This is a genomic window from Mesorhizobium sp. M0048 (assembly GCF_040323405.1).
In the GTDB taxonomy this organism is placed as follows: domain Bacteria; phylum Pseudomonadota; class Alphaproteobacteria; order Rhizobiales; family Rhizobiaceae; genus Mesorhizobium.
Genome location: NZ_JAMYUV010000012.1, coordinates 1 through 23,223 on the forward strand (window position 1 = coordinate 1; position 23,223 = coordinate 23,223).

22 protein-coding genes are annotated in these 23,223 nt (G+C 63.2%); 11 read left to right on the forward strand and 11 right to left on the reverse strand.

Annotated features, from left to right (window positions below; genetic code table 11):
• The 3 genes from NKJ84_RS13950 to NKJ84_RS13960 all read left to right on the forward strand — a co-directional run.
• Positions 1-384, forward strand: a 384-nt coding sequence (locus tag NKJ84_RS13950) for a helix-turn-helix transcriptional regulator (protein ID WP_352506918.1), incomplete at its 5' end; no start/stop codon positions are given.
• A 111-nt stretch (positions 385-495) separates the two neighbouring features.
• Entirely contained in the window at positions 496-969 is a 474-nt protein-coding gene (locus NKJ84_RS13955; RefSeq protein ID WP_352506919.1) for a carboxymuconolactone decarboxylase family protein, read from the forward strand.
• Between the two features lie 85 nt (positions 970-1,054).
• Complete coding sequence (locus tag NKJ84_RS13960) at positions 1,055-1,417, forward strand: nuclear transport factor 2 family protein (RefSeq protein WP_352448516.1); 363 nt, start codon at positions 1,055-1,057, stop codon at positions 1,415-1,417.
• Positions 1,418-1,686: 269 nt separating this feature from the next.
• On the opposite strand, the gene NKJ84_RS13965 is transcribed toward NKJ84_RS13960, so the two are convergent.
• From NKJ84_RS13965 to NKJ84_RS13985, 5 genes are all read right to left on the reverse strand, one after another.
• Complete coding sequence (locus NKJ84_RS13965) at positions 1,687-2,187, reverse strand: MmcB family DNA repair protein (RefSeq protein ID WP_352506996.1); 501 nt, start codon at positions 2,185-2,187, stop codon at positions 1,687-1,689.
• Positions 2,188-2,384: 197 nt separating this feature from the next.
• Entirely contained in the window at positions 2,385-2,912 is a 528-nt protein-coding gene (locus NKJ84_RS13970) for a hypothetical protein (protein WP_352506920.1), read from the reverse strand.
• Between the two features lie 162 nt (positions 2,913-3,074).
• Positions 3,075-3,602 carry a hypothetical protein gene (locus NKJ84_RS13975; protein WP_352506921.1) on the reverse strand — a complete coding sequence of 176 codons (528 nt, stop codon included), beginning with the start codon at positions 3,600-3,602 and terminating at the stop codon, positions 3,075-3,077.
• Between the two features lie 334 nt (positions 3,603-3,936).
• Complete coding sequence (locus tag NKJ84_RS13980; protein ID WP_352506922.1) at positions 3,937-4,335, reverse strand: hypothetical protein; 399 nt, start codon at positions 4,333-4,335, stop codon at positions 3,937-3,939.
• Positions 4,336-4,344: 9 nt separating this feature from the next.
• Positions 4,345-4,644 (reverse strand): DUF1330 domain-containing protein, encoded by a 300-nt coding sequence (locus NKJ84_RS13985; protein ID WP_023676391.1) that lies wholly within the window; start codon positions 4,642-4,644, stop codon positions 4,345-4,347.
• Between the two features lie 150 nt (positions 4,645-4,794).
• Here NKJ84_RS13985 and NKJ84_RS13990 point away from each other — a divergent pair, with 150 nt between their 5' ends.
• From NKJ84_RS13990 to NKJ84_RS14005, 4 genes are all read left to right on the forward strand, one after another.
• On the forward strand, positions 4,795-5,121 hold the full coding sequence (locus tag NKJ84_RS13990) for a GYD domain-containing protein (protein WP_023676390.1): 327 nt from the start codon (positions 4,795-4,797) through the stop codon (positions 5,119-5,121).
• Between the two features lie 112 nt (positions 5,122-5,233).
• Complete coding sequence (locus NKJ84_RS13995) at positions 5,234-5,362, forward strand: hypothetical protein (RefSeq protein ID WP_352506923.1); 129 nt, start codon at positions 5,234-5,236, stop codon at positions 5,360-5,362.
• Positions 5,363-5,488, forward strand: coding sequence for a hypothetical protein (locus tag NKJ84_RS14000; RefSeq protein WP_352506924.1), 126 nt, complete (start codon positions 5,363-5,365; stop codon positions 5,486-5,488).
• A 338-nt stretch (positions 5,489-5,826) separates the two neighbouring features.
• Positions 5,827-6,444, forward strand: a complete 618-nt coding sequence (locus tag NKJ84_RS14005; protein ID WP_352506997.1) for a L,D-transpeptidase — start codon at positions 5,827-5,829, stop codon at positions 6,442-6,444.
• A gap of 110 nt (positions 6,445-6,554) precedes the next feature.
• On the opposite strand, the gene NKJ84_RS14010 is transcribed toward NKJ84_RS14005, so the two are convergent.
• From NKJ84_RS14010 to NKJ84_RS14030, 5 genes are all read right to left on the reverse strand, one after another.
• A complete protein-coding gene (locus tag NKJ84_RS14010) occupies positions 6,555-7,124 on the reverse strand; it encodes a NifU family protein (RefSeq protein WP_023676386.1) in 570 nt (189 codons plus the stop codon).
• A gap of 278 nt (positions 7,125-7,402) precedes the next feature.
• Complete coding sequence (locus NKJ84_RS14015; RefSeq protein WP_023717912.1) at positions 7,403-7,894, reverse strand: universal stress protein; 492 nt, start codon at positions 7,892-7,894, stop codon at positions 7,403-7,405.
• A gap of 183 nt (positions 7,895-8,077) precedes the next feature.
• Positions 8,078-9,154, reverse strand: coding sequence for a tryptophan--tRNA ligase (gene trpS, locus NKJ84_RS14020; RefSeq protein ID WP_352506925.1), 1,077 nt, complete (start codon positions 9,152-9,154; stop codon positions 8,078-8,080).
• Between the two features lie 281 nt (positions 9,155-9,435).
• Positions 9,436-11,034, reverse strand: coding sequence for a murein biosynthesis integral membrane protein MurJ (murJ, locus tag NKJ84_RS14025; RefSeq protein ID WP_352506926.1), 1,599 nt, complete (start codon positions 11,032-11,034; stop codon positions 9,436-9,438).
• Between the two features lie 46 nt (positions 11,035-11,080).
• Complete coding sequence (locus NKJ84_RS14030) at positions 11,081-13,879, reverse strand: [protein-PII] uridylyltransferase (RefSeq protein WP_352506927.1); 2,799 nt, start codon at positions 13,877-13,879, stop codon at positions 11,081-11,083.
• 228 nt (positions 13,880-14,107) lie between these two features.
• Here NKJ84_RS14030 and NKJ84_RS14035 point away from each other — a divergent pair, with 228 nt between their 5' ends.
• The 3 genes from NKJ84_RS14035 (at position 14,108) to NKJ84_RS14045 (ending at position 17,996) form a co-directional block, all read left to right on the forward strand.
• Positions 14,108-16,612: a heavy metal translocating P-type ATPase gene (locus NKJ84_RS14035; protein WP_352506928.1), complete on the forward strand. Its 2,505-nt coding sequence runs from the start codon at positions 14,108-14,110 to the stop codon at positions 16,610-16,612.
• A gap of 42 nt (positions 16,613-16,654) precedes the next feature.
• Complete coding sequence (copM, locus tag NKJ84_RS14040; protein ID WP_352455040.1) at positions 16,655-17,041, forward strand: CopM family metallochaperone; 387 nt, start codon at positions 16,655-16,657, stop codon at positions 17,039-17,041.
• Between the two features lie 109 nt (positions 17,042-17,150).
• Positions 17,151-17,996: an aldo/keto reductase gene (locus NKJ84_RS14045; RefSeq protein WP_352506929.1), complete on the forward strand. Its 846-nt coding sequence runs from the start codon at positions 17,151-17,153 to the stop codon at positions 17,994-17,996.
• Between the two features lie 85 nt (positions 17,997-18,081).
• Here NKJ84_RS14045 and mutS read toward each other — a convergent pair whose 3' ends face one another.
• The gene (mutS, locus tag NKJ84_RS14050; RefSeq protein WP_352506998.1) at positions 18,082-20,730 is read right to left on the reverse strand and encodes a DNA mismatch repair protein MutS; all 2,649 of its coding nucleotides are present in this window, start codon (positions 20,728-20,730) and stop codon (positions 18,082-18,084) included.
• Positions 20,731-20,932: 202 nt separating this feature from the next.
• On the opposite strand from mutS, the gene NKJ84_RS14055 reads away from it, so the two are divergent.
• Positions 20,933-23,212, forward strand: a complete 2,280-nt coding sequence (locus NKJ84_RS14055; RefSeq protein ID WP_352506930.1) for an NADP-dependent malic enzyme — start codon at positions 20,933-20,935, stop codon at positions 23,210-23,212.
• Positions 23,213-23,223 lie beyond the last annotated feature (11 nt).

Sequence of the window (23,223 nt, forward strand, 5' to 3'; positions counted from 1 at the left end):
GGGCGCGGCGACATCCTCGCTTCGCGGCAGGTCGCCGACCTCGCCCCCGCTTCAGGCCTTAATTTCAATGAACCCGGGCGCAACGCGCATGCCGCGCTGGAGGAGCCCCTGGCGCAGGTTCCAGCGCCCTCGGAACAGCACCTGGAGCCGGCCTGCCGGCCGAAGGCCAAGGCTGCCGAGCCGGCCGCACTGACGGCGCGCGAAAGCGAGGTGGTGAACCTGATCGCCGATGGCAAGAGCAATGCCGCGATCGCCGCCGAACTCGGGCTGAGCGAACACACCGTCAAGCGTCACGTCGCCAATATTCTGCTCAAGCTGGACCTGCCGTCGCGGGCGGCGGCGGCGGCGTTCTCGGCCCGGCACGCTGGCCCGCACGGGCCATAGCAGCCATGGCGCTTTCGGGCGAAGCGGCCAGGCATGCGTAAGCGCTATCACTTCGTCCCATGCAGGCCAGGCGGATGTCGCCGGGAAAGGCGCTGCGAAGGGAGGAATAAAATGCTGAAGTCGACACTCAAATCACTGGTGCTGGTGGCAGGCGTTGGCGCGCTGTTGGCGATCGTTCCTGCCAAGGCCGAAGACGCCTCGGCGACGGCTGCCTACAAGGACATCCAGGCAACGCTCGGCTCGGTGCCGGACATGTTCAAGACGCTGCCGGATGTCGCCGTTGCCGGCGCCTGGGCCGAGATCAAGGGCGTGCAACTCAACCCGAACACCGCGCTCGACGGCAAGACCAAGGAATTGATGGGCCTCGCCGTCGCCTCGCAGATCCCCTGCCAGTACTGCATCTATTTCCACACGCAGGCGGCCAAGCTCAATGGCGCCAGCGACGAGGAGATCAAGGAGGCGGTGGCTATGGCGGCGATCGTGCGCCACTGGTCGACGATGCTCAACGGCAGCCAGGTCGATCTCGCCACTTTCAAGAAGCAGTCCGACGAGGTGTTCGCGGCCGTCAAGGCGAAGTCGCAGTGAAGAAGCCACTGCCCGGCGGCGAGCGCCGGGCAGTGCCTGATCAAGCAACCACCCGATCCGAGAAGACGGGCCTATGGAGGAAAAAATGCTGACCAAGACACAGACGATAGACGGCGCTGCGATCAAGAAGGCGATTGAGGGCCGTGATGGAAAATTGCTGGCGAGCTTCTATGCCGACGACGCATTGGTGCGGGTGATCGACCGCAACAACCCGCCGAGCAAGCCGCGCGAAATCCGCGGGCGCGCTGCGATCACTACATTCTGGGACGACATTTGCAGTCGGGCGATGACCCACAAGGTCGACACCACCATTGCCGACGGCAACAACCTCGCCTTCACCCAGGCCTGCTCCTATCCGGACGGGACCAAGGTATTCTGCGCGGCGATGCTGGAGCTGAAGAACGGCCAGATCGCGCGGCAGACCGTCGTGCAGGCGTGGGACGAGTGAGGCGGCCATATTCGGTACCAGATGGGCATTTGCCAGGCCGCGTACCCCACCCCTAACCCCTCCCCACAAGGGGGAGGGAGACGATGCCGCTGCTGTTTCGGCTAGAATTGTCGAAGTTAATGCTAAGTGGCGCTGCCGCTGCGAAGTTCCCCTCCCCCTTGTGGGGAGGGGCTAGGGGTGGGGGTCTTCTTCGCAAGAATCCGCTGCGGTGCACGGGAGCAGGTGGCGGCAGCCGGGTAGCGCAACCCTCAATTACGGCGAACGAAATCCTACTCGCTCTCGCCGTCCAGCGCCGGCACCGACACGCCGGCAAGCTCCGCCGCCAGCAGCCGCGACGCACCGGCGCGTGCGATCCTCAGCATCAGCGCCTTGCGCGTTGCCGCCGCCATGCGGTGCTCGGGCGCATCGCGCAAAATCTCGGCGCCGTAACCGTCCGAAAGAATGAACCCGCACTCCTGCGGAAAAATTTCCGAAGGCACGCCGGGATGGGTGGCGAAGAAGAAGCGGTCGGAATGCAGCCGGTAGTCCGGCCATTTGCGGTCGACCCTGAAATCCTCGATCGAGGATTTGATCTCGATGATCCAGATGTCGCCGTGGCGGGTCAGCGCAACCAGGTCGGCCCGCCGACCGGTGGCCAGCGACAGTTCGGGCAGCACATGTGCGCCCATCTGCTTGAGCAGCCGCTGCACGCCACGCCTGACCAGCATAGCGCGCTCCGACTGGCGGCCGTCTATGAGGGGGTTGAGGGGTAGAGGTGAGATGATCGGCATGGCGACACCATGCCAGATTTTGTTCACGGTTTGAACCTGGATTTTTTGGGCGATTATCCGGCTGACAAACCCACCGGCAATAGGACTATTGTCCCAATTATATACTTAGAGAGCACGGGAATATGTCCTATGATTCGAGTCGACAGGCCGGCACCGATCCGAAAGCGCAGATAGAGGTAATTCTCAGGGACGCGGAGCTAGAAGGGGAAATCTTCGCGGACACCGCGCAGCGTGTCCTCAATCTCTTCTTCGCTGAGAATGCCAAGGTGCCTAATCGTGAAGACCATCATCGCCAATGCTAGATGGCCGCATTTGCCGGTGGTTTCTCGGATAGTATCCATCGTAATCTCCCTACTTTCTAGGAACTCCATTGCGGGGCGTTCAAAGCGGGAGAGATTCAACGGCTGATCATAAAGTGTGCCACCAATCATTGAAGCGGTCCCATGGATGCACCAGTTTCTATCGTCCACGATTCGGAAGGCTGCGTTGGCTAGTTCCCCCGCTCGTGCGATAGCGCTCGCCAGCTCGGGAGTGGCCTTCACTGCCTTATGGAAGAATTTGATTTTTGCTCGGGCATTGAGCGGTAGGAGGGCAGCCAGAGAACTAGCGCCTTTCTCGTAAAATAGGATAGAAAGACAGTGGTCGAGCGCGTGTTCGGCGGCCGCCCAATTGATGGCTAGCTTGCCGATGGCGCGTTCAAAATCTTCTCGCTGGATAGGTTCCAATTAAAGAATCACCTGGTAATCGTGGTGGCGACAAAGCCGACGATACACGCTTCAACGAAATCGTGAAGCGGATGCTCGAGACACCGCCGAAGCCGCGCGGAAAGACAGGTATCGTGGCAAAGCCAGATAAGAAAAGCCCGCCGAGCGGCGGGCCAACAAGAATTAAGCGTAAAGACGCTCTCGTTCCTTCTCTCGTTCCTTCTCATGCACCGCCTCGTGGCTTTCCTCAAGGCGAGCGTTTGTTTGCCGAAGGATCAGCGCCTCTAGGGCGACTTCCGGCGTCACTTGGCCGCGCTCGAATAACCAAAAGGCCACATCTGTCCAATCCCAGAGCGGATTCTGAGTGGTTACTCTAGCTACAGGCAAGGGAAAGTCCTCGCCGCGTTGCCCCTTGGAATACAAACTGACAGCTGCTCTTGTAAGCATTGCCCGTTCGGCTATCTCGGAAAGACTGACCAAATAGTCAGGCTCAACCCGTTCGACTGTGGCACCCGTGGACTTCACCGCATCAATGACGGAATCAACGGCAGAACTCAAATCTTCTGCCTCGCGGGCGAACTGAAGGATGATTGCGCCACGCGCCACAGCTATTGTAGCGTCATCGCATCCAGCTTCGAAGAAACGGTCTTCGAAGTGCTCATCCTCATGATCGAGGCCAGAGGCTACAATCGTGAATTCAAACTTCTTCATTTTTGCCTCCTTCTTTTTCGTGGGCACATTTTTTACCGTGCCCTATCAGTTGATTTGCGTGGTCTTCGGGAACCCTGGGTGTGGACCAAACCGAGACTTGGCATCCCGACCGGTCGTGCTGGGGGCATAGCATGCGCCCCCAGGCATGAGCGCTTTTCCCGGTCGCTCGATAGGACCATCCAAGAGATTCCAAATGAGAGATCGCGGCCTCAATCTCCTTGTTTGGGTGCTTGGGACGCCTGCTCATGCCAGCGCCCCCAAAATGGGACAGCTGTTAACGGTTGTCAACACTATAGGTTCCGATTCGTGAATTTAGGGTGAACGGGCGTTGGGGTCAGTCCGCTAAAAACGGCTGTCCTTGGCCCGTAAAATTACTGAAGCCGGTGAGGTATTCGCGTGTCCAAGATAGCAGTTCCAATTCCTGAATCACGTCCCCCTCAGTGTTGTCCCGGAGCTCATAATATGCCCGGCGAAGCCGTTCTAAAAAACGCTCTTCAAAGGATGGATCTGATTCATTTAGAGTTTGAACGATGCAAGCGGCAAGGATTGCCGTGCCCCTCTTTGCCCGATGTAGATCAGTTGTTTGGCCGGCCATAAGAATCCCTCCTGCTGAAGTAACGGTAGAGACTACTTCTTTTTTCGTAAATGCAGGAGTCGTTTTGCCTTCATCGCGAAAGTCGGCCTCATGGATGATAATCAGATCCAGTTGAATTGGCGATTGTCCGGCTGACAAACCCGGCCCTCAGCTAACCGGCATCATGCCCTCCAGGGCAATGATTCTCGTCTTTGCGCAGCGTTCGCGGATGGTTTTGAGGCGGCCGTATTCTGGAGAGTCGTACCATGCCAGGAGGGACGCCATGTCCGGGAATTCGACAATGACGAGGCGATGAGGTTCCCAATCGCCCTCCAGAACTTTGGTGGCTCCGCCGCGAGCGATATACCTCCCCCCATAGCGGGCTTCGGTTGCCGGCACGTCCCGGCGGTATTCCTCGAAAACGGCGGCGTCGGTTATGTCGACATCAGCAATGAGATATGCGGCCATTGACCTTACTCCCTGAAAAAAACATTGAAACAGGTCTATTAGCGGCCCCGCAACTAAGCCAGCGGTACTACGCCTCGGAAACGACTCGCGTTCTCCCGGATTGGGGCGCTTAACTGTCTTGGTGGGGGCAGCTCTGGGAGGAGACGAACCATGCCGATGTATCTCACGCGATTCAGCTACAGGCCCGAAACCTGGGCGCGCTTGATGGATAATCCCGAGGATAGACGCGAGGCTGCCCGTTCCTATATCGAGTCGGTCGGCGGAAAGCTGCACGGGTTCTGGTATGCCTTCGGAGAGTACGACGGCTGGAACCTATGGGAGGCGCCGGACAACGTGTCGATGGCATCCGTCATGCTCGCCATCGGTGCGGGAGGCGCGCTCAGCTCGTACCAGACCACCGTGCTGTTAAGTGTCGAAGAGACGATGGACGCTCTTGGGAAAGCCAAGTCGATCCGGTATCGCCCACCGGGATCGTGACCGCCGCCCGCGCTTTGCGGAGTGTCGAAGGCTGGGGAACGCTTGCTCTCGGACGGCGCACGTTGCAGCTTGCGCTTTCAATGTCTGCCACGGATTTTAGGAGGAGCATTAGATGACGGAAGATGACGACCGGAAATCGGCGACGCCGGAGGAAATCCGCTCGGCCATCGGAGGCTGGGCGGTGCTTGGGGCAATTATCGTTGCCGTGTTTGGTGCGGCCTACGTCATGATCGATAGTTGAATGGCCAACGATCCTGGTCGCCCCGATGGATTGCCTGAAAAGATCGGCACGGTCCTTGGTGCATTGGTGGTGATCGGCACGTTCGGGCTTCTGGCTTGGGCCGTGCTTCGCGGCGTCCTTTATTAAACCCGGCCTGTCTGGACTTTCCCCTGCGGCGGCCGCGTCTCAGGCCGATCTCCTCGTAGCAACGGATGGTCTTGGCCGCAGGCCAGAGCGCCGGGCAGCGTCACCGACATTCATGGGTGATTTCTTCGTCTCCTGGTCCTTGTTCCTGGCCCATTGATTTTGCAACATAATCCTGCGGGGGCTGTTGCCGAAATGCCATAGTCGCAGGTTTACCAGCACGCAAGCGCAAGGATATAGGCATCGCCCGCTTGGCAAGCAAAGCAAATGCCAGCATGAATGAAGATGAAAAAAGCGGCCGACTCGAGCCGCTGTTGTTTGGGCAGGCATCGGACCTTTTCATGCGCATGAAGTCACTTGCAATCGTCGCGGCCCTGGCGCTGTCGACGGCTGTCGCCGGTTGCAGCACCATCGGCTCGCAGATCTTCACCAACAACTACGGCGCGGTGACCGACGCCGGCTATCACCTGCCGCGCGTTCCGATCGAAAAGGTGCCGTTCAAATACCGCCGGCAGATCGTCGACTACGACACCAGGGAAAAGCCGGGCACCATTATCGTCGATACGCAGAACAAGTTCCTCTTTTTCGTCATGGGCGACGGCGAAGCGATGCGCTACGGCATCGGCGTCGGCCGTGAGGGTTTCGAATGGCACGGCACCGCCCATATCGCGCTGAAGCGCGAATGGCCGACCTGGACACCGCCTTCGCAGATGATCAAGCGCCAGCCGGAGTTGGCCAAGTTTGCCGGTGGCATGGAGCCGGGGTTGAAGAACCCGCTCGGCGCGCGCGCCATGTACCTGTTCAACAAGGGCGGCGACATGGGTTATCGCCTGCATGGCAGCCCGGAATGGAATTCGATCGGCAAGGCGATGTCGTCGGGCTGCATCCGGCTGATGAACCAGGACATTATCGACCTCTACGACCGCACCTCGGTCGGCGCCAAGGTCATTGTGATATAAAACCCTTATACGCGGACCGTCTAGGCAACAACACAGACGTCGCAAACAGAAAACCGGGCACTTTGGCCCGGTTTTTTGTTGTCTATCGACGTTGACGATGGAACGGTGCGTCAGGAGACCTGTTCGACGTGCTGCACTTCCGGCACAAAGTGCCGGAGCAGGTTCTGGATGCCGTGCTTCAGCGTCGCCGTCGACGACGGACAGCCGGCGCAGGCGCCCTTCATGTGCAGGAACACGGTGCCGTTCTCAAAGCCGCGGAAGGTGATGTCGCCGCCATCCTGGGCCACCGCTGGGCGCACCCGCGTGTCGAGCAGCTCCTTGATGGTGACGACCAACTCCTCGTCGGCCTTGTCGTAGAATTCGCCGGTCTGGCTGGTCTCGGCGGCGGGGCCGGCCTTGGCCATCACCGGGGCGCCGGACATGAAATGCTCCATGATGGCGCCGAGGATAGCCGGCTTCAGATGCTGCCAGTCGGGGCCGTCCTTGGTCACGGTGATGAAATCATAGCCGAAGAAGACGCCGGTGACGCCGGGGATTTCGAACAGCCGGCCGGCGAGCGGCGAAGCCGTCGCGGCGCTATCGGCATCGCGGAAATCGGCGGTGCCTTCTTGCAGCACTTCCTTGCCGGGCAGGAATTTCAGCGTCGCCGGGTTTGGCGTCGACTCGGTCTGGATGAACATGGCCGTCTCCGTGCCCATTTCGGGCAACTAGTTTGGAATAGTTCTAATTAGGCTTTATCCGCCCGACATTCAAGCGAAAGGCATCGCGGGGAACGGCTGGCTGGCGGAATGTTTTGCTAGCGCCCTGAAACGCTTGGAGATGTGTTGAGATTCAGGTCAGGCCGAGCCGAAAATGGTGGGTTCCGAGAACCGGAGCGGAGCGTACTTTTGGTACGTGAGCACCGGAAGCGCAGGAAGCCGCCAATTGCAGGCCGGCCTCACCTGAATATCAGCGCATCTCAGGCGAGGCTGTCGATCTCTTCGTCCGACAGGTTCTGCGGCACCACCGTGACGGGAATCGGAAAGGCGGCGCCCTTGCCGGCGACCGCGCCGACCAGCGGCCCCGGCCCCTCCTTGCCGGCGCCTGCCGCCAGCACCAGGATGGCGATGTCCTGGTCTTCCTCGATCAGCTTGTGAATCTCTTCGGTCGGCTTGCCTTCGCGCACCACCAGTTCCGGCTCGATGCCGAGCTTCTGGCGCACCTTGTTGGCATAGCTGTCGAGTGCGGCACGCGCCGTGGCGGTCGCCTCCTCGCGCATGATCTTCTCGACGCCCAGCCAGTGCTGGAAATCATCCGGCTCGATGACATAGAGCAGCACCAGCACGCCGCCTGTGCTTTGCGCCCGCTTCGAGGCATAGGCGACGGCGCGCTCGCATTCCGGCGTGTCGTCGATGATCGCCAGGAACTTACGGCGATGACCGGCTTCGCGGCTGAGGCGTTTGGAGACCATATTCACCCTGTTCGATGGTTTCGGTCGCAATCTGCCACCGCCACAGCCCGCCCGCAAGCGACAGGCGGCGGTGGCGATATTGGTGCGGCTTGAAGCGCGTCGCGTTCGACCAGCGACGCGCTTCAGGTTCTTGTTTTATGCATGTCGTTATCGCAAACCGCTACACACTTTGCGCGACATGCATCAGCCTTGCAGCAGGCCGATAATGTCGCGCACGGTCTTCATGGTCGCTTCGGCCAATGTGCCGGCACGCTCGCCGCCATCCCGCAGCACCGCGTCGACATAGGCGCGGTCGCCGGAGATGCGGCGCATCTCACCGGCGATCGGCGCCAGCTTTTCCACGGCGAGATCGGCAAGCGCCGGCTTGAACACCGAAAACTGCTGGCCGCCGAACTCTTGCAGCACCGCCTCTTTCGATATTTCGGCGAGGCCGGCATAGATGCCGACGAGGTTCTCCGCTTCCGGCCGGCCGGCAAGGCCGTCCAGTTCCCCGGGCAAAGCCTCCGGGTCGGTCTTGGCCTTGCGGATCTTCTTCGAGATGGCGTCGGCATCGTCAGTCAGGTTGATGCGCGACAGGTCCGACGGATCGGATTTCGACATCTTCTTCGAACCGTCGCGCAGCGACATGATGCGCGCCGCCGGGCCGCCGATGACCGGCTCGGTCAGCGGGAAATAGCCGTTCACCGTCTCTTCGCCGACCTGCATCTCGACGCCGACGCCAAGCGCTGCGATGCGGTCCGAAAAGTCGTTGTTGAATTTCTGCGCGATGTCGCGGGTCAGCTCCAGATGCTGCTTCTGGTCGTCGCCGACCGGCACGTGGGTGGCGCGGTAGACGAGGATGTCGGCGGCCATCAGGGAGGGATAGGCGAGCAGGCCGAGCGAGGCGTTCTCGCGGTCCTTGCCGGCCTTGTCCTTGAACTGCGTCATCCTGTTCATCCAGCCGATGCGCGCCACGCAGTTGAAGATCCAGGCAAGCTCGGCGTGCTGCATCACCCGCGACTGGTTGAAGACGATGTGCTTGGTCGGGTCGATGCCGGAGGCGAGAAACGCCGCGGTGATCGACCGCGTCTGGTCCTGCAGATCCTGATGGACGAGCTGTGCGGTCAGCGAATGCAGGTCGACGACGCAGTAGATGCAATCGGAGGTGTCCTGCAGGGCGACGAATTTCTTGATGGCGCCGAGATAATTGCCGAGATGCAGATTGCCGGTTGGCTGGACGCCGGAAAAGACGAGCTGTTTGAAGGCGGGCTGATCGGTCATGGTGTTTCCCTGGCTTGTGGAGGGCCGTTTCGCGCGCGGCGAAAGTCTTGCGACGGCGCGCTTATGGACGAGAGCGAGGAGACGATCAAGAGGGGCGTTGGCCAGGGCGCGCAGGCTTTGACGTCGGCCGAACAGACGGCTGTTTGAGGGATGGCGCCGACCAGAAATAAAAACCCGCCTCGGTGGGCGGGTCGTTGGAGCCAATTAGCACCATACCGAGATTAGTAGCATAGCTGCCGGCACAAAGCAAGAACAAAATTGGCGCTGATGAATTTTCCCCCTCACGGATCCGGAGAGTGCTCCTTGACCGGCTGGGACGCCTTCCGCCCGATATTGCGGCGGATCATGCCGAAATCGGCGCCGCCGGTGGCGAAGGCGGTGACGAAGTAAAGCAGCGCGCCGCCGGCGACGAGCGCAAGCAAGATTACCGCCTTGATCACCAGCGGCGAGCCGGAGCCGAGACTTGCGGCGAACCAGTGTTCGGCAAAATAGAGCGCCGCGGCCATCACCGCCGCCGACAGCACCAGCCGCGGGATGCGTTTCATGAGCGGCACGTCGCGGCCCCAATGGCCGCGCCGGATCAGCACGGCGAGCAGCATCGCCGCATTGACCCAGCCGGCGACGGCGGAGGCAACGGCAATGCCGGGCGCGCCCATGATCGGAAACAGCGTCAGCGCCGTCGTAATGTTAACCGCCACCGAGATGGCGGCAAAAATCATCGGCGTGCGCGTGTCCTCGCGGGCGAAATAGCCTGGGGTGAACGCCTTGATCAGCACGAAGGCCGGCAGGCCGAGGCCGAAGATCGCCAGGATTGCCGCGACCGTCGGCGTCGAATTGTTGGCGGCGAAGGCGCCGCGCTCATAGACCAGCCGCACGATCGGCTCGGACATGACCAGCAGCGCGGCCGCCGCCGGCAACGTCATGAACAGAGTGAACTCGACCGAGCGGTTCTGCAGATTGGCGGCCTCGACCAGATTGCCCGATTTCAGCGCCCGCGACAGTTCCGGCAGAAGCACGATGGCGACGGCGACGCCGACGACGCCCAACGGCAGCTGGTAAACGCGGTCGGCATAGGCCAGCGACGACACCGCGCTGTCCTGCGCCGACGCGATCGCCGTGCCGATCAGCTGATTGATCTGGGTGATGCCGCCGGTGATAGCCGCCGGCAGCGCCAGGATCAGCAGCCGCTTGACGTTCGGCGTCATCTTCGGCCGGCGGAAGCCGATCGAGATGCCGGCATGGCGCACCGCCGCCCAGACGATCGCCAGTTGCACCAGGCCGGCCGCCAGCACACCCCAGGCCAGGCCGAAACCAACGGTGCGGGCGTCCGAACCCTTGTACCAGGCATAGGCGAGCACGGCGATGAGGATGACGTTGAGGAACACCGGCGCCACCGCGGCGGCGAAATAGCGGCGCAGCGAATTCAGCATGCCGGCCATCATGGCGCCGAGCGACATGCAGATCAGGTAGGGGAACATCACGGTCGCCAGTGCCACCGTCGTTTCGAATTTTCCCGGCGTGTCGGCAAAGCCCGGCGCCACCAGGTAGCGCACGATCAGCGGCATCGCCAGTTCCATGGCGATGGTCAGCGCCAGAAGCGCGGTGAACAAGACGCCGAACACCTCTTCGGAAAAGCGCTTGGCGCCGTCGGTGCCGTGCGTCTCGATCTCCTTGGCGAACAGCGGCACGAAGGCGGCGTTGAAGGCGCCTTCGGCGAACAGCCGGCGAAAGGTGTTGGGGAACTGGAAGGCGGCGTTGAAGGCGTCGGCGATCGGCCCGGTGCCGAGTGCGGCGGCCATCAGCATCTCGCGGCCGAAGCCGAGGGCGCGGCTCATCAGCGTGCCGGAAGCGACCGTGGCGAATTTCTTGACAAGGCTCATGCGCTTGAAGACTGCCTGTGGGATTGGGGCAAATGGAAGGTAACAGTCACTCGGCGGCCGTTTTGGTCTTGCCGCGCTCGGACGCCGTGCCCTCGAGCACCGCGATCAGCCTGTTGCGGATGGTCGCCGTACGCGACGGGCTGTCGATCTTCTGGCCGGTGAGATCGGTGACGTAGAACGTGTCGATGACCTTTTCGCCGAAGGTGGTGATGTGGGCCGAGGCGATGTCGAGCGACAGGTCCGACAACATGCCGGTGATCTCCGACAGAAGGCCCGGCCTATCCAGCCCCTCGACCTCGATCACCGAGAACCGGTTCGACAGCGTGTTGCGGATCTCGGCGCGTGGCGGGATGCGGAAAACCTTGGCGCCGCGCCGCGGCTTGGTGCGCTTCTCGATCATTTCAGGCAGCCAGCTCTTGCCCGACAGCACGTCCTCGATCAGCCGGCCGACGCGCTCGGCGCGGCGGCGCTCGTCCTCGTCGCGGTCGAACTCCCTCGAGATCAGGATGGTGTCGAGCGCGCGGCCATCCGAGGTGGTGAAGATCTGCGCGTCGACGATGTTGCCGCCGGCCGCGGCACAGGCGCCGGCAATCACCGAGAGCAGGCGCGGATGGTCCTGCGCCAGCACGGTGATCTCGGTCACCGCCTCGAACTGGTGGGTTTTCACCATGGTGGCGAGCTTCTTGCCGGCATGGTCGGCTTCGCGGATGAATTCGGCATGGCGGAGCTGGTCGGGAAGATCGACCGCCAGCAGATAGTTCTCGTAGTGCTGGCCGACATAACGCTTGCGGGCCTTTTCCGGCCAGTCGGCAAGCGCCTCGGCCAGTTGTTCGCGCGCCGCCGCCGTCCGTTTGGCGCGCGACACCTCCGAAAACCCGCCGGTCAACAAAAGCTCGGTCTCGTAGTAGAGCGTGCGCAGCAACTGGCCCTTCCAGCCATTCCAGACACCAGGCCCGACGCCACGGATATCGCAGACGGTAAGCACTAAAAGCATCTTCAGCCGTTCGACCGACTGCACTATGGCGGCAAAGTCCTCGATCGTCTTGCGGTCGTTGAGATCGCGGGTCTGCGCCGTCATCGACATGACGAGGTGGTTCTCGACCAGCCAGGCAACCGTTTCGGTGTCGGCCGGCGAGAGCCCCATATGCGGGCAGATGCGCCGGGCGATCCTGGCGCCGGCTTGCGAATGGTCCTCCGGCCTGCCTTTGGCGATGTCGTGCAGCAGCACTGCGACATAGAGCGCCTCGCGGCTCTTCTTCAGCCCCGGCATCAGCGAGTGGGAGAGCGGATGGATCTTTTCGCCGTCGCCGCGTTCGATCTCGGCCAGCACGCCGATGCAGCGGATCAAATGCTCGTCCACCGTGTAGTGGTGGTACATCGAGAATTGCATCATGGCGACGATCTTGCCGAAGTCCGGGATTAGCTTGGCAAGCAGTCCGGCCTCGTTCATGCGCCGCAAGTTGAGCTCGGCGTTGCGGTCCGAGGTCAAGATGTCGAGGAACAGCCGGTTGGCCTCCTCGTCGCGCCTGAGCGCCTTGCCGACGAGGCCGAGCGAACGGGTGAGAAGCTTCAGCGCATCGGGGTGGAATTCCAGGCCGTGCCTGTCGGCAAACCAGAACAGCCTGAGCAGGTTGACCGGATCGCGCTCGAACACCTCGTCGTCGGCAATGTTGATGCGGTGGTTGTCGACGATGAAGTCGGCCGTGCCGGCGAGCTTGCGTTTGCGCCGCGAGAAGGTGAGGAAAATGCGGTTGAAGCCCGGCACATGCTTGGCCTGCTCCTCCTCGAGCGCGGCGCAGAAAATGCGGGTCAGGTCACCGACGTCCTTGGCGACGAGGAAGTAGTGCTTCATGAAGCGCTCGACCGCCGACAGGCCGGGATGGGTGGTGTAGCCGAGCCGCTCGGCAATGTCGCGCTGGATGTCGAAATGCAGCCGCTCCTCGGCCTTGCCGGTGAGGAAATGCATGTGGCAGCGCACCGCCCACAGGAAGTCCTCGGCCTTCTGGAATTCCCTGTATTCGGCGTCGGTGAAGACACCCTTTTCGACCAGTTCCTCGCCGGTGCGCACCCGGTAGAAATATTTGCCGATCCAGAACAGCGTCTGCAGGTCGCGCAGGCCGCCCTTGCCGTCCTTGACGTTGGGTTCGACCAGATAGCGGCTCTCGCCGGCCTTGGCGTGGCGCTCGTCGCGTTCGGCGAGCTTGGCCTGAACATATTCGGGCCCGGTAGTGCGCACCACTTCGTGGTCGAAGCGCTGCAAAAGCTCGTCATAGAGTTTTTGCTCGCCCCATAGGAAACGCGCTTCCAGGATCGAGGTGCGGATGGTGACGTCGGTGCGCGACAGTCTGAGGCATTCGTCGATGTTGCGCGTGGCGTGGCCGACCTTCAGCCCCAGATCCCACAGCATGTAGAGCATGTATTCGACAATCTGCTCGCCCCACGGCGTCTGCTTGTAGGGCAGCAGGAACAGGAGATCGATGTCGGAGCCCGGCGCCAGCGTGCCGCGGCCGTAGCCGCCGACGGCGACGACCGCCATGCGCTCGGCGGATGACGGGTTTTTCACGCGATAGACGTGGGTGGCGGCGAAATCGTAGAGCGCGCGGATGATCTCGTCCATCAGATGCGACAGCCGGGCGGCGCAGGCGGTGCCGCTGCCGTCGTCCATCAGCATGCGTTCGGCGACCGTGCGGCCGTCGGCGAGCCGGCTTTTGAGGAGCTTGAGAACACCGCTGCGCGCGGCCTTGCCCGAACCGTCGCCTGCCGTGGCCGCGGTCACTTCGGTCATCTCGCGACGCAAGGCCTCGCCGTCGACCAATTCCTCGAGCTTCAGTGATATTCTTGCCATGGATGCCGTTCGGCCTCGCCGTTTCGGCGGCGTCTATAGCGCGTTTTCGCGGCGCTGGGTATGGGGCTGACGGACGCGTTCTCCGCAGGGGTGGAACAGGACGATCGTCTCGTGCCCGCAGCCGGTTCGGCTTGGGATTGGCCGCGAAAAATCGAAAATCGGCCCTTGACCTTCCAGTTACTGGAAGCACTACCTCCGCCGCAACATCGAAATACAGGGGCTTTCGGCATGACGCATTCCGACCACCATCATCACGCCCATGGCAGCTGTTGCTCGGCAAAAGGCGCCACCTCTGCTGCGGACGCCGTCGCCCGCGATCCGGTCTGCGGCATGACCCTCGATCCGGCTGCCGGCAAGCCGACCGCCGAGCATGGCGGCCATCGCTATCATTTCTGCAGCGAAAGCTGCCGCTCGAAATTCATCGCCGAGCCGGAAAAATACCTGACGGCCAACGATCCCGTCTGCGGCATGAGCGTCGACCGCGCCACGGCCAGGCACTTTTTGCGGCACGCGGGCCAGGGTTTCTATTTCTGCTCCGCCGCTTGCCAGGCGAAATTCGAGGCCGAGCCGGCAAAGTATCTCGGCGACAGGCCGGCGCCGCAGGCGATGCCGAAAGGTACGCAATACACCTGCCCGATGCACCCGGAAATCATCCGCGACAAGCCCGGCTCCTGCCCGATCTGCGGCATGGCGCTAGAGCCGATGGGGGTGCCTACCGGCGACGAGGGACCGAACCCCGAACTGGTCGACTTCACCAGGCGTTTCTGGGTGAGCGCAGTGCTGTCCGTGCCGTTGCTGGTCATCGCCATGGCACCGATGCTCGGCCTGACGTTCCAGGCTTTCATCGACGACGGTGCGAAGGTCGGGCTGGAACTGGCGCTGGCCAGTCCCGTGGTGCTGTGGGCGGCATTCCCGTTCTTCCACCGCGGCTGGGATTCGATCCTGAACCGCAGCCCCAATATGTGGACGCTGATTTCGCTCGGCGTCGGTGCCGCCTATCTCTACAGCGTCGTCGCCACCCTGTTTCCGGGCCTCTTTCCGCACCAGTTCCGCGGCCATGACGGCACCGTGCCGGTCTATTTCGAGGCGGCGGCGGTGATCGTCGCGCTGGTATTCCTCGGCCAGGTGCTGGAATTGCGTGCCCGCGAGAAAACCGGGTCGGCGATCCGTGCGCTGCTCGACCTGGCGCCGAAGACGGCGCGGCTGATCGGCGCGGACGGTTCCGAAAACGACGTGCCGCTCGATACGATCAAGGCCGGCGACCGCTTGCGCATCCGCCCCGGCGATGCCGTGCCGGTCGACGGCATTGTGCTCGAAGGACGCTCCTCCATCGACGAATCGATGATCACGGGCGAGCCGCTGCCGGTCGAAAAGACCGAAGGCGACAACCTCACCGGCGGCACGCTCAACAAGAACGGCTCCCTGGTCATGCGCGCCGAAAAGATCGGCGCCGAGACGACGCTGGCACGCATCGTCGAGCTGGTCGCCAAGGCGCAGCGTTCACGCGCACCGATCCAGGGGCTGGCCGACCGCGTGTCGTTCTACTTCGTCCCGGCTGTCGTTCTGGTCGCGATCATTGCGTTCGTCGCCTGGGCGGTCATCGGACCGCAACCCAGCCTGGTCTTTGCCGTCGTCGCGGCGGTCTCGGTGCTGATCATTGCCTGTCCGTGCGCACTGGGCCTCGCGACACCAATGTCGATCATGACCGCCACCGGGCGCGGCGCGCATGCCGGCGTGCTGATCAAGGAAGCGGCGGCGCTCGAACGTTTTGCCTCGGTCGACACGCTGATCGTCGACAAGACGGGAACGCTGACGGAAGGCCGGCCGCGACTGACCGACGTCGTCGCCGTCGAAGGCATGGCACAAGACGATCTGCTGGCGCTCGCCGCCGGGCTGGAAAAAGGCTCGGAGCATCCGCTGGCCGAGGCTATCGTCGACGGCGCCCACGAACGCTACGTGAAGGTCCCCGACGCGAGCGGCTTCGAGGCCGTCACCGGCAAGGGCGTTTCGGGCACGGTCTCGGGACAGAAGGTGGCGCTCGGCAACGCCGCGATGATGGCCGATCTCGGCATCGACACGGCATCGGTCCTGGCCAGTGCCGAGGCGCTGCAGGCCGATGGCAAGACCGCGATGTTCGTCGCTGTCGCAGGCAAGCTCGCCGGCCTCGTTGCCGTCGCCGATCCGATCAAGGCGACGACCGCCGAGGCGATCAAGGCGCTGCATGACAGCGGGCTGAAGATCGTCATGGCGACCGGCGACAATGAGCGCACCGCCAAGGCCATCGCCGCCAAGCTCGGCATCGACGCGGTGCGTGCCGGGCTTTTGCCCGAACAGAAGAACGCGCTGGTCGAGGAATTGCGTGCCGGCGGTGCGGGCGTCGCCATGGCCGGCGATGGCGTCAACGATGCGCCCGCACTTGCCGCCGCCGATGTCGGCATCGCGATGGGCACAGGCGCCGATGTTGCGGTCGAAAGCGCGGGAATAACGCTGGTCAAGGGCGATCTCAACGGCATCGTCAGGGCCAGGACGCTGGCCCGCGCGACGATCCGCAACATCCGCCAGAACCTGTTTTTCGCTTTCCTCTACAATGTGCTTGGCGTGCCGGTCGCTGCCGGCGTGCTCTATCCGCTCACCGGCACGCTGTTGTCGCCGATGCTCGCGGCGGCGGCGATGAGCCTGTCTTCGGTTTCGGTCATCGCCAACGCATTGCGGCTCAGGACGTTGAAACTCTGAGTAAAACTTCCAGATAGACCCTGTTCAAAAAGGAGACGATGAATGACCTTGGCCAAGAAGATCGTGCTGCTGATGATGGCGGCGGGAATGCTGCTTGCTGTTTTCCTCGAAAGCGTTCCGGCACAAGCCGAGGAGATGAAGCACGACATGGGCGCAATGGGCGCGCAGAGCCCCTCGACCGAGGGCTACAAGGCGGCGATGGACAAGATGCATACCGACATGATGGCAATCGAATATTCCGGCAATGCCGATGTCGATTTCGCCCGCGGCATGATCCCGCATCACCAGGCGGCCATCGATATGGCCAAGATCGAGCTCGCCAATGGCAAGGATCCGGAAATCCGCAAGCTGGCGGAAGCAGTGATCGCCGCGCAGCAAGCCGAGATCAAGCAGATGCAAGACTGGCTCGCCGCCCATCCGGTGAAGTAGGCGTCACGCTGTCGGGGAATCCTGGCGAGAGGCTTCACCTGGATTTCTGCTTCACCTGGATTTCCCTTGGCGGCTATGGTGCTATCCGGGCCTCGGACTGGAGCATGCCATGGCATCGACGATAAGAACGACCACCCTGCCCTGCGGCGAAGCCGTGCCGGTGCTCGGCCAGGGCACCTGGAAGATGGGCGAGGACGGCCGCCGCCGCGCCGACGAGGCCAATGCCCTGAAGCTAGGGCTGGATCTCGGCATGACGCTGATCGACACCGCCGAAATGTATGCCAGCGGCGGTGCCGAGCAGGTGGTGGCCGAGGCCATCGCCGGGCACCGCGACGAGGTTTTCCTGGTCTCCAAAGTGCTGCCGTCCAATGCCTCGCGCGCCGGCGTGAAACGGGCCTGCGAGAACAGCCTGAGGCATCTCGCCACCGACCGCATCGATCTCTATCTCTTGCATTGGCCGGGCAGCGTTCCTTTGATGGAGACGGTAGAGGCGTTCGAAGCGTTGAAGGCGGCCGGCAAGATCCGCCATTGGGGCGTCAGCAATTTCGATACCGATGAGATGGAAGAGCTGGTTCGGTTGCCGGCCGGCGGCAACGTCCAGACCAATCAGGTGCTCTACAATCTGTCGCAGCGCGGCGTCGAGTTCGACCTTGCCCCGTGGAGCCGGCAACGCGGCATGCCGCTGATGGCCTATTCGCCGGTCGATCAGGGGGTATTGGCGCGGAACGCCAGGTTAGATGCCATCGCCGCCCGCCACGGTGCGACGCCGGCGCAGATCGCACTTGCATGGGTGATGGCGCAGCAGGGCGTGATCGCCATTCCGAAGGCCAGTCGCCCGGAGCATATCCGGCAGAATGCCGCGGCGTTGGACATCGAGCTCACGAGCGAAGATTTCGCCGAAATTGACCGCGCCTTCCCACCGCCGAGGCGGAAGTCGGGCTTGGCGATGATTTGAGGGTGAAGCTGCCAATCTCCCCCCTGGTGGGTCCCTCGAGGGGGAGATTGGCGGTTTCGCCGACGCCGCTCCGATTGCAGAAGCCCTACTTCGCCAGCATCCCCTTCAATCTGTACAGCGCCTCCAGCGCCTCCCTTGGCGTCATCTCGTCGGGATTGATCTCCGCTAGCGCCAAACCCAGCCCATCACTCTTCGCCGGCTTCGACGCTTCCCGCTGCGCCGCCACAGAAAACAGCGGCAGGTCGTCGACCAGACGGTTGGCCTTGCCCGAGACCTCGCCGGCTTCGAGCTGGTGCAGCACTTCTTTGGCCCGGCCGACGACGGCTTCCGGCAGGCCGGCCAGCCGCGCCACCTGGACGCCGTAGGAACGGTCGGCCGCACCCTTGCCGACCTCGTGCAGGAAGACCACGTCGCCTTCCCATTCCTTGACCCGCATGGTGACGTTGTGGAGCCGTGTAAGTTTCCCGGCCAGCGCCGTCATTTCGTGGAAATGCGTGGCGAAGATCGCCCGGCAGCGGTTCTTCTCGTGCAGATATTCGACCGCCGCCCAGGCAATCGACAGGCCGTCGAAAGTGGCGGTGCCGCGGCCGATCTCGTCGAGGATGACCAGTGCGCGCTCGCCTGCCTGGTTGAGGATCGCCGCCGTCTCGACCATCTCGACCATGAAAGTCGAGCGGCCGCGCGCCAGGTCGTCGGAGGCGCCGACCCGCGAAAACAACCGATCGACGACGCCGATATGGGCTGATGCCGCGGGCACGAAGGAACCGGTCTGGGCAAGGATGGCGATCAGCGCGTTTTGCCTGAGGAAGGTCGACTTGCCGCCCATATTGGGGCCGGTCAGCAGCCAGATCGCGCCGGTCTTGGCATCGCCTTGCGGCGACAGATCGCAATCATTGGCGACGAACGGGCCTTCGCCGGAACGCCGCAGCGCCTGTTCGACCACCGGGTGGCGTCCGCCCGAAATCTCGAAGGCAAGGCTCGCATCGACCAACGGCCGGCACCAGGCCTCGCTCTCGGAAAGCAAGGCAAGTGCGGCCGAAACGTCGAGCACGGCGAGCGCTTCGGCGCCGGCACGGATCCTGTCGGCGTGGCCGACCACTTGCGCCGTCAGCGCCTCGAAAGCGGCAAGCTCGATCGCCAGCGCCCGGTCGGCCGCATTGGCGATCTTGGTTTCCAGCTCGGCGAGTTCGGTGGTGGTGAAGCGCATGGCGTTGGCCATGGTCTGGCGATGGATGAAGCGCGCCCTGGCGCCGTCGCTGCCGGTCATCAGCGCATGATGATTGGCGATGACTTCGATATAATAGCCCAGCACATTGTTGTGCCTGATCTTCAGCGAGCGGATGCCGGTCTCGTCGATCAGCGAGCGCTCCAGCCCGGCGATCACTTTTCGCGACTCGTCGCGCAACGCCCGCATCTCGTCGAGTTCGGCGTGGTAGCCGCCGCGGACGAAGCCGCCGTCGCGCTTGAGCAACGGCAGCTCGTCGCTCAGCGCCTGCGCCAGATGCGCCGCCAGTTCATTGGGCAGCGTCTTGATAGCTCCCAACGCCGCGGCCAGTTCGCCCGGCAAGGCGATCTGGCCGAACAGTTCGGCGATGGCGCCGGCCGCTTCGAAACCGGCGCGCAGCGCGCCGAGGTCGCGCGGGCCGCCGCGGTTGAGCGCCAGCCTGGACAGCGCGCGCGGCATGTCGGCAACGCTCTTCAGGCTTGCCCGCACCGCCTGGCAAAGGCGCGTCTCGGAGCGGAAGAACGACACCGAGTCCAGCCTTGCAGCGATTGCCGCCGGATCGGTCAGCGGCGCCATCAGCCGGTCGGCGAGCAGCCTTGCACCGCCGCCGGTCACCGTGCGGTCGATCGCCTTGAACAGCGATCCGTCGCGGCTGCCGGACAGCGTGCGCAGCAGTTCCAGGTTGGCGCGCGTCGCCGGGTCGATGAACAGCGTCGAGCCCTGCTCCTCGCGCTCCGGCCGCGACAGCGGCGGCCGCTCGGCTTTCTGCGTCTTTTCGACATAGGCGATGACGCCTGAGATCGCCGACAGCTCGGCGCGCGAAAACGAGCCGAAACTGTCAGGGGTCGCCACCTCGAAGAAGCGCGCGATGCGGCCGGCGGCCGAAGCCGAATCGAACAGCGACGGCGGCTGCGGGCTGGCGACACGGCCGAGCACGTCGAAGACCGGTTTCAGCTCCGGGTCGTAAAACACCGGCTCGGCGACGATCAGCTCGCGCGGGTCGACGCGGAAGACATCGGCGAGCAGCCGGTCGGCGGTGGTCTCGGCGACGCGGAAGACACCGGTCGAGATCTCGATCCAGGCCAAGGCAAAGGAATGCTCGGCCCCGCCCTTGACCCGTCCCAGCGCCATCAGAAAACTCGATTCCGACGGCGCCAGCAATTTGTCTTCGGTGATGGTGCCGGGCGTTACCAGCCGCACCACGTCGCGGCGCACCACCGATTTGCCGCCGCGCTTCCTGGCCTCCGTCGGATCCTCGATCTGCTCGCAGACGGCGACGCGGAACCCCTGGCCGATCAGCTTCTGCAGATAATCGTCGGCGGCATGCACCGGCACGCCGCACATCGGGATGTCGAGCCCCTGGTGCTTGCCGCGCTTAGTCAGCACGATGCCGAGCGCCCGGCTTGCTTTCTCGGCGTCGTCGAAGAACAGCTCGTAGAAATCGCCCATGCGGTAGAACAGCAGCGAATCCGGGTTCGCCGCCTTGATCTCGATATACTGCTCCATCATCGGCGTCGCCGGCGCGAAGGCCGGCGTGGCATTGTCGCTTCGAATGGGCGTCTCGTCGTTCAAGAAGCTGCTTCCAAAATTTTCCAGGCCATGCTTGGCGGTTTACAGCGGCGAAGTGTAGCCTTAATCCCGAACCTTCCACAAAAGAAAGCATGCGCACCCATCTCAAGCGGTGCCGTACGGGCGAGGAACCGAAAGCATCATGGCCAAGAAATCCGAAAGCAACGGGCCCTCCGTCAGCGCCCAGGAGGCATTGGAATTCCATGCCATGGGGCGGCCGGGCAAGCTGGAGATCGTCGCCACAAAACCGATGGCGACGCAGCGCGATCTCAGCCTCGCCTATTCGCCGGGCGTCGCCGTGCCGGTTCTCGCCATTGCCGAGGATCCGAGCCGCGCCTTCGACTATACGGTTCGCGGCAACATGGTCGCCGTCATCTCCAACGGTACCGCCATCCTTGGCCTCGGCAATCTCGGCGCGCTTGCTTCGAAGCCAGTGATGGAAGGCAAGGCGGTGCTGTTCAAGCGCTTCGCCGATGTCGATTCCATCGATCTCGAGGTCGACACCGAGGATGCCGACGAATTCATCAACTGCGTGCGTTTTCTCGGCCCCTCCTTCGGCGGCATCAACCTCGAGGACATCAAGGCGCCGGAGTGTTTCATCATCGAGCAGCGGCTGCGCGAGCTGATGGACATACCGGTCTTCCATGACGACCAGCACGGCACTGCCATCATTTCGGCCGCCGGCCTGATCAACGCGCTGGAAATCACCGGCCGCGACATGAAGACCACGAAAATGGTCTGCAACGGCGCCGGCGCTGCCGGCATCGCCTGCATCGAACTGATGAAGGCGATGGGCTTTGCGCCAGAAAATATCATCCTGTGCGACACCAAGGGCGTGGTCTTTCAGGGCCGCACCGAAGGCATGAACCAGTGGAAATCGGCGCACGCCGTGAAAACCGGTGCGCGCTCGCTGGCCGAAGCGCTGGACGGCGCCGACGTGTTCCTCGGCCTCTCGGCCAAGGGCACGCTGACCACCAGGATGGTGCAGTCGATGGCCAAGAACCCGATCATCTTCGCCATGGCCAATCCCGACCCCGAGATCACGCCGGAGGAGGTCGCCGAGATCCGCACCGACGCCATCATGGCGACGGGGCGGTCCGACTATCCCAACCAGGTCAACAACGTGCTTGGCTTCCCCTACATTTTCCGCGGCGCGCTCGATGTGCGGGCGACCACCATCAACGACGACATGAAGATCGCCGCGGCCAAAGCGCTCGCCGAACTGGCGCGCCAGGACGTGCCCGACGACGTCGCCGCCGCCTATCAGGGCATGCGGCCGAAATTCGGTCCAAACTACATCATCCCGGTGCCGTTCGATCCGCGCCTGATCTCGGCGATCCCGATCGCGGTCGCCAAGGCGGCGATGGACTCCGGCGTCGCCCGCAAGCCGATCCTCGATCTGGACCGCTACGCGCAGGAGCTTTCCGCCCGCCGCGACCCGATCGCATCGACGCTGCAGCGCATCTACGACCGGGTGCGCCGCCAGCCCAAGCGCATCGTCTTTGCCGAGGGCGAGGAGGAGCAGGTGATGCGCGCCGCCGTCTCCTATGTGAACCAGCGGCTCGGCACCGCCATCCTGCTCGGCCGCGACGACATCATCAAGGAAAACGCCAGGAACGCCGGCATCGACCTCGGCAAGCAAGGCATCGAGATCATCAATGCGCGGCTGTCGCGGCGCAACTCGGTCTACGCCGACTATCTCTACGAGCGCATGCAGCGCAAAGGCTTCCTGTTCCGCGACTGCCAGCGGCTGATCAACAACGATCGCAACCATTTCGCCGCCTGCATGGTGGCGCTGGGCGATGCCGACGGCATCGTCACCGGTGTCACCCGCAACTATTCGACGGCGCTCGATGACATCCGCCGCGTCATCGACGCAAGGCCCGGCCACTGCGTTATCGGCGTGTCGATCGTGCTGGCGCGGGGCCGCACCGTCCTCGTTGCCGACACCGCCGTGCACGACATGCCGAATGCTGAACAGATCGCCGACATCGCCGAGGAGGCCGCCGGCTTTGCCCGCCGCATGGGCTACGAGCCGAGGCTCGCCATGCTCGCTTATTCGACCTTCGGCCATCCGCAGGGCGAGCGCTCCGAGCGCGTCCAGGAAGCGGTGCGCATCCTCGACAAGCGCCGCGTCGATTTCGAGTATGACGGCGAAATGGCCGCCGACGTGGCGCTCAACGCCCGCGCCATGGCGCAGTACCCGTTCATCAGGCTGACCGGCCCGGCCAACGTGCTGGTGATGCCGGCTTTCCACTCGGCCTCGATCTCGACCAAGATGCTGCAGGAACTCGGCGGCTCTACCGTCATCGGCCCGCTGCTGGTCGGCCTGAACAAGCCGGTTCAGATCGTCTCGCTCAATGCCAAGGACTCAGACATCGTCAATATGGCGGCGATCGCGGCGTATAGCACCGGGGCTTGAGGAGCGCCTAG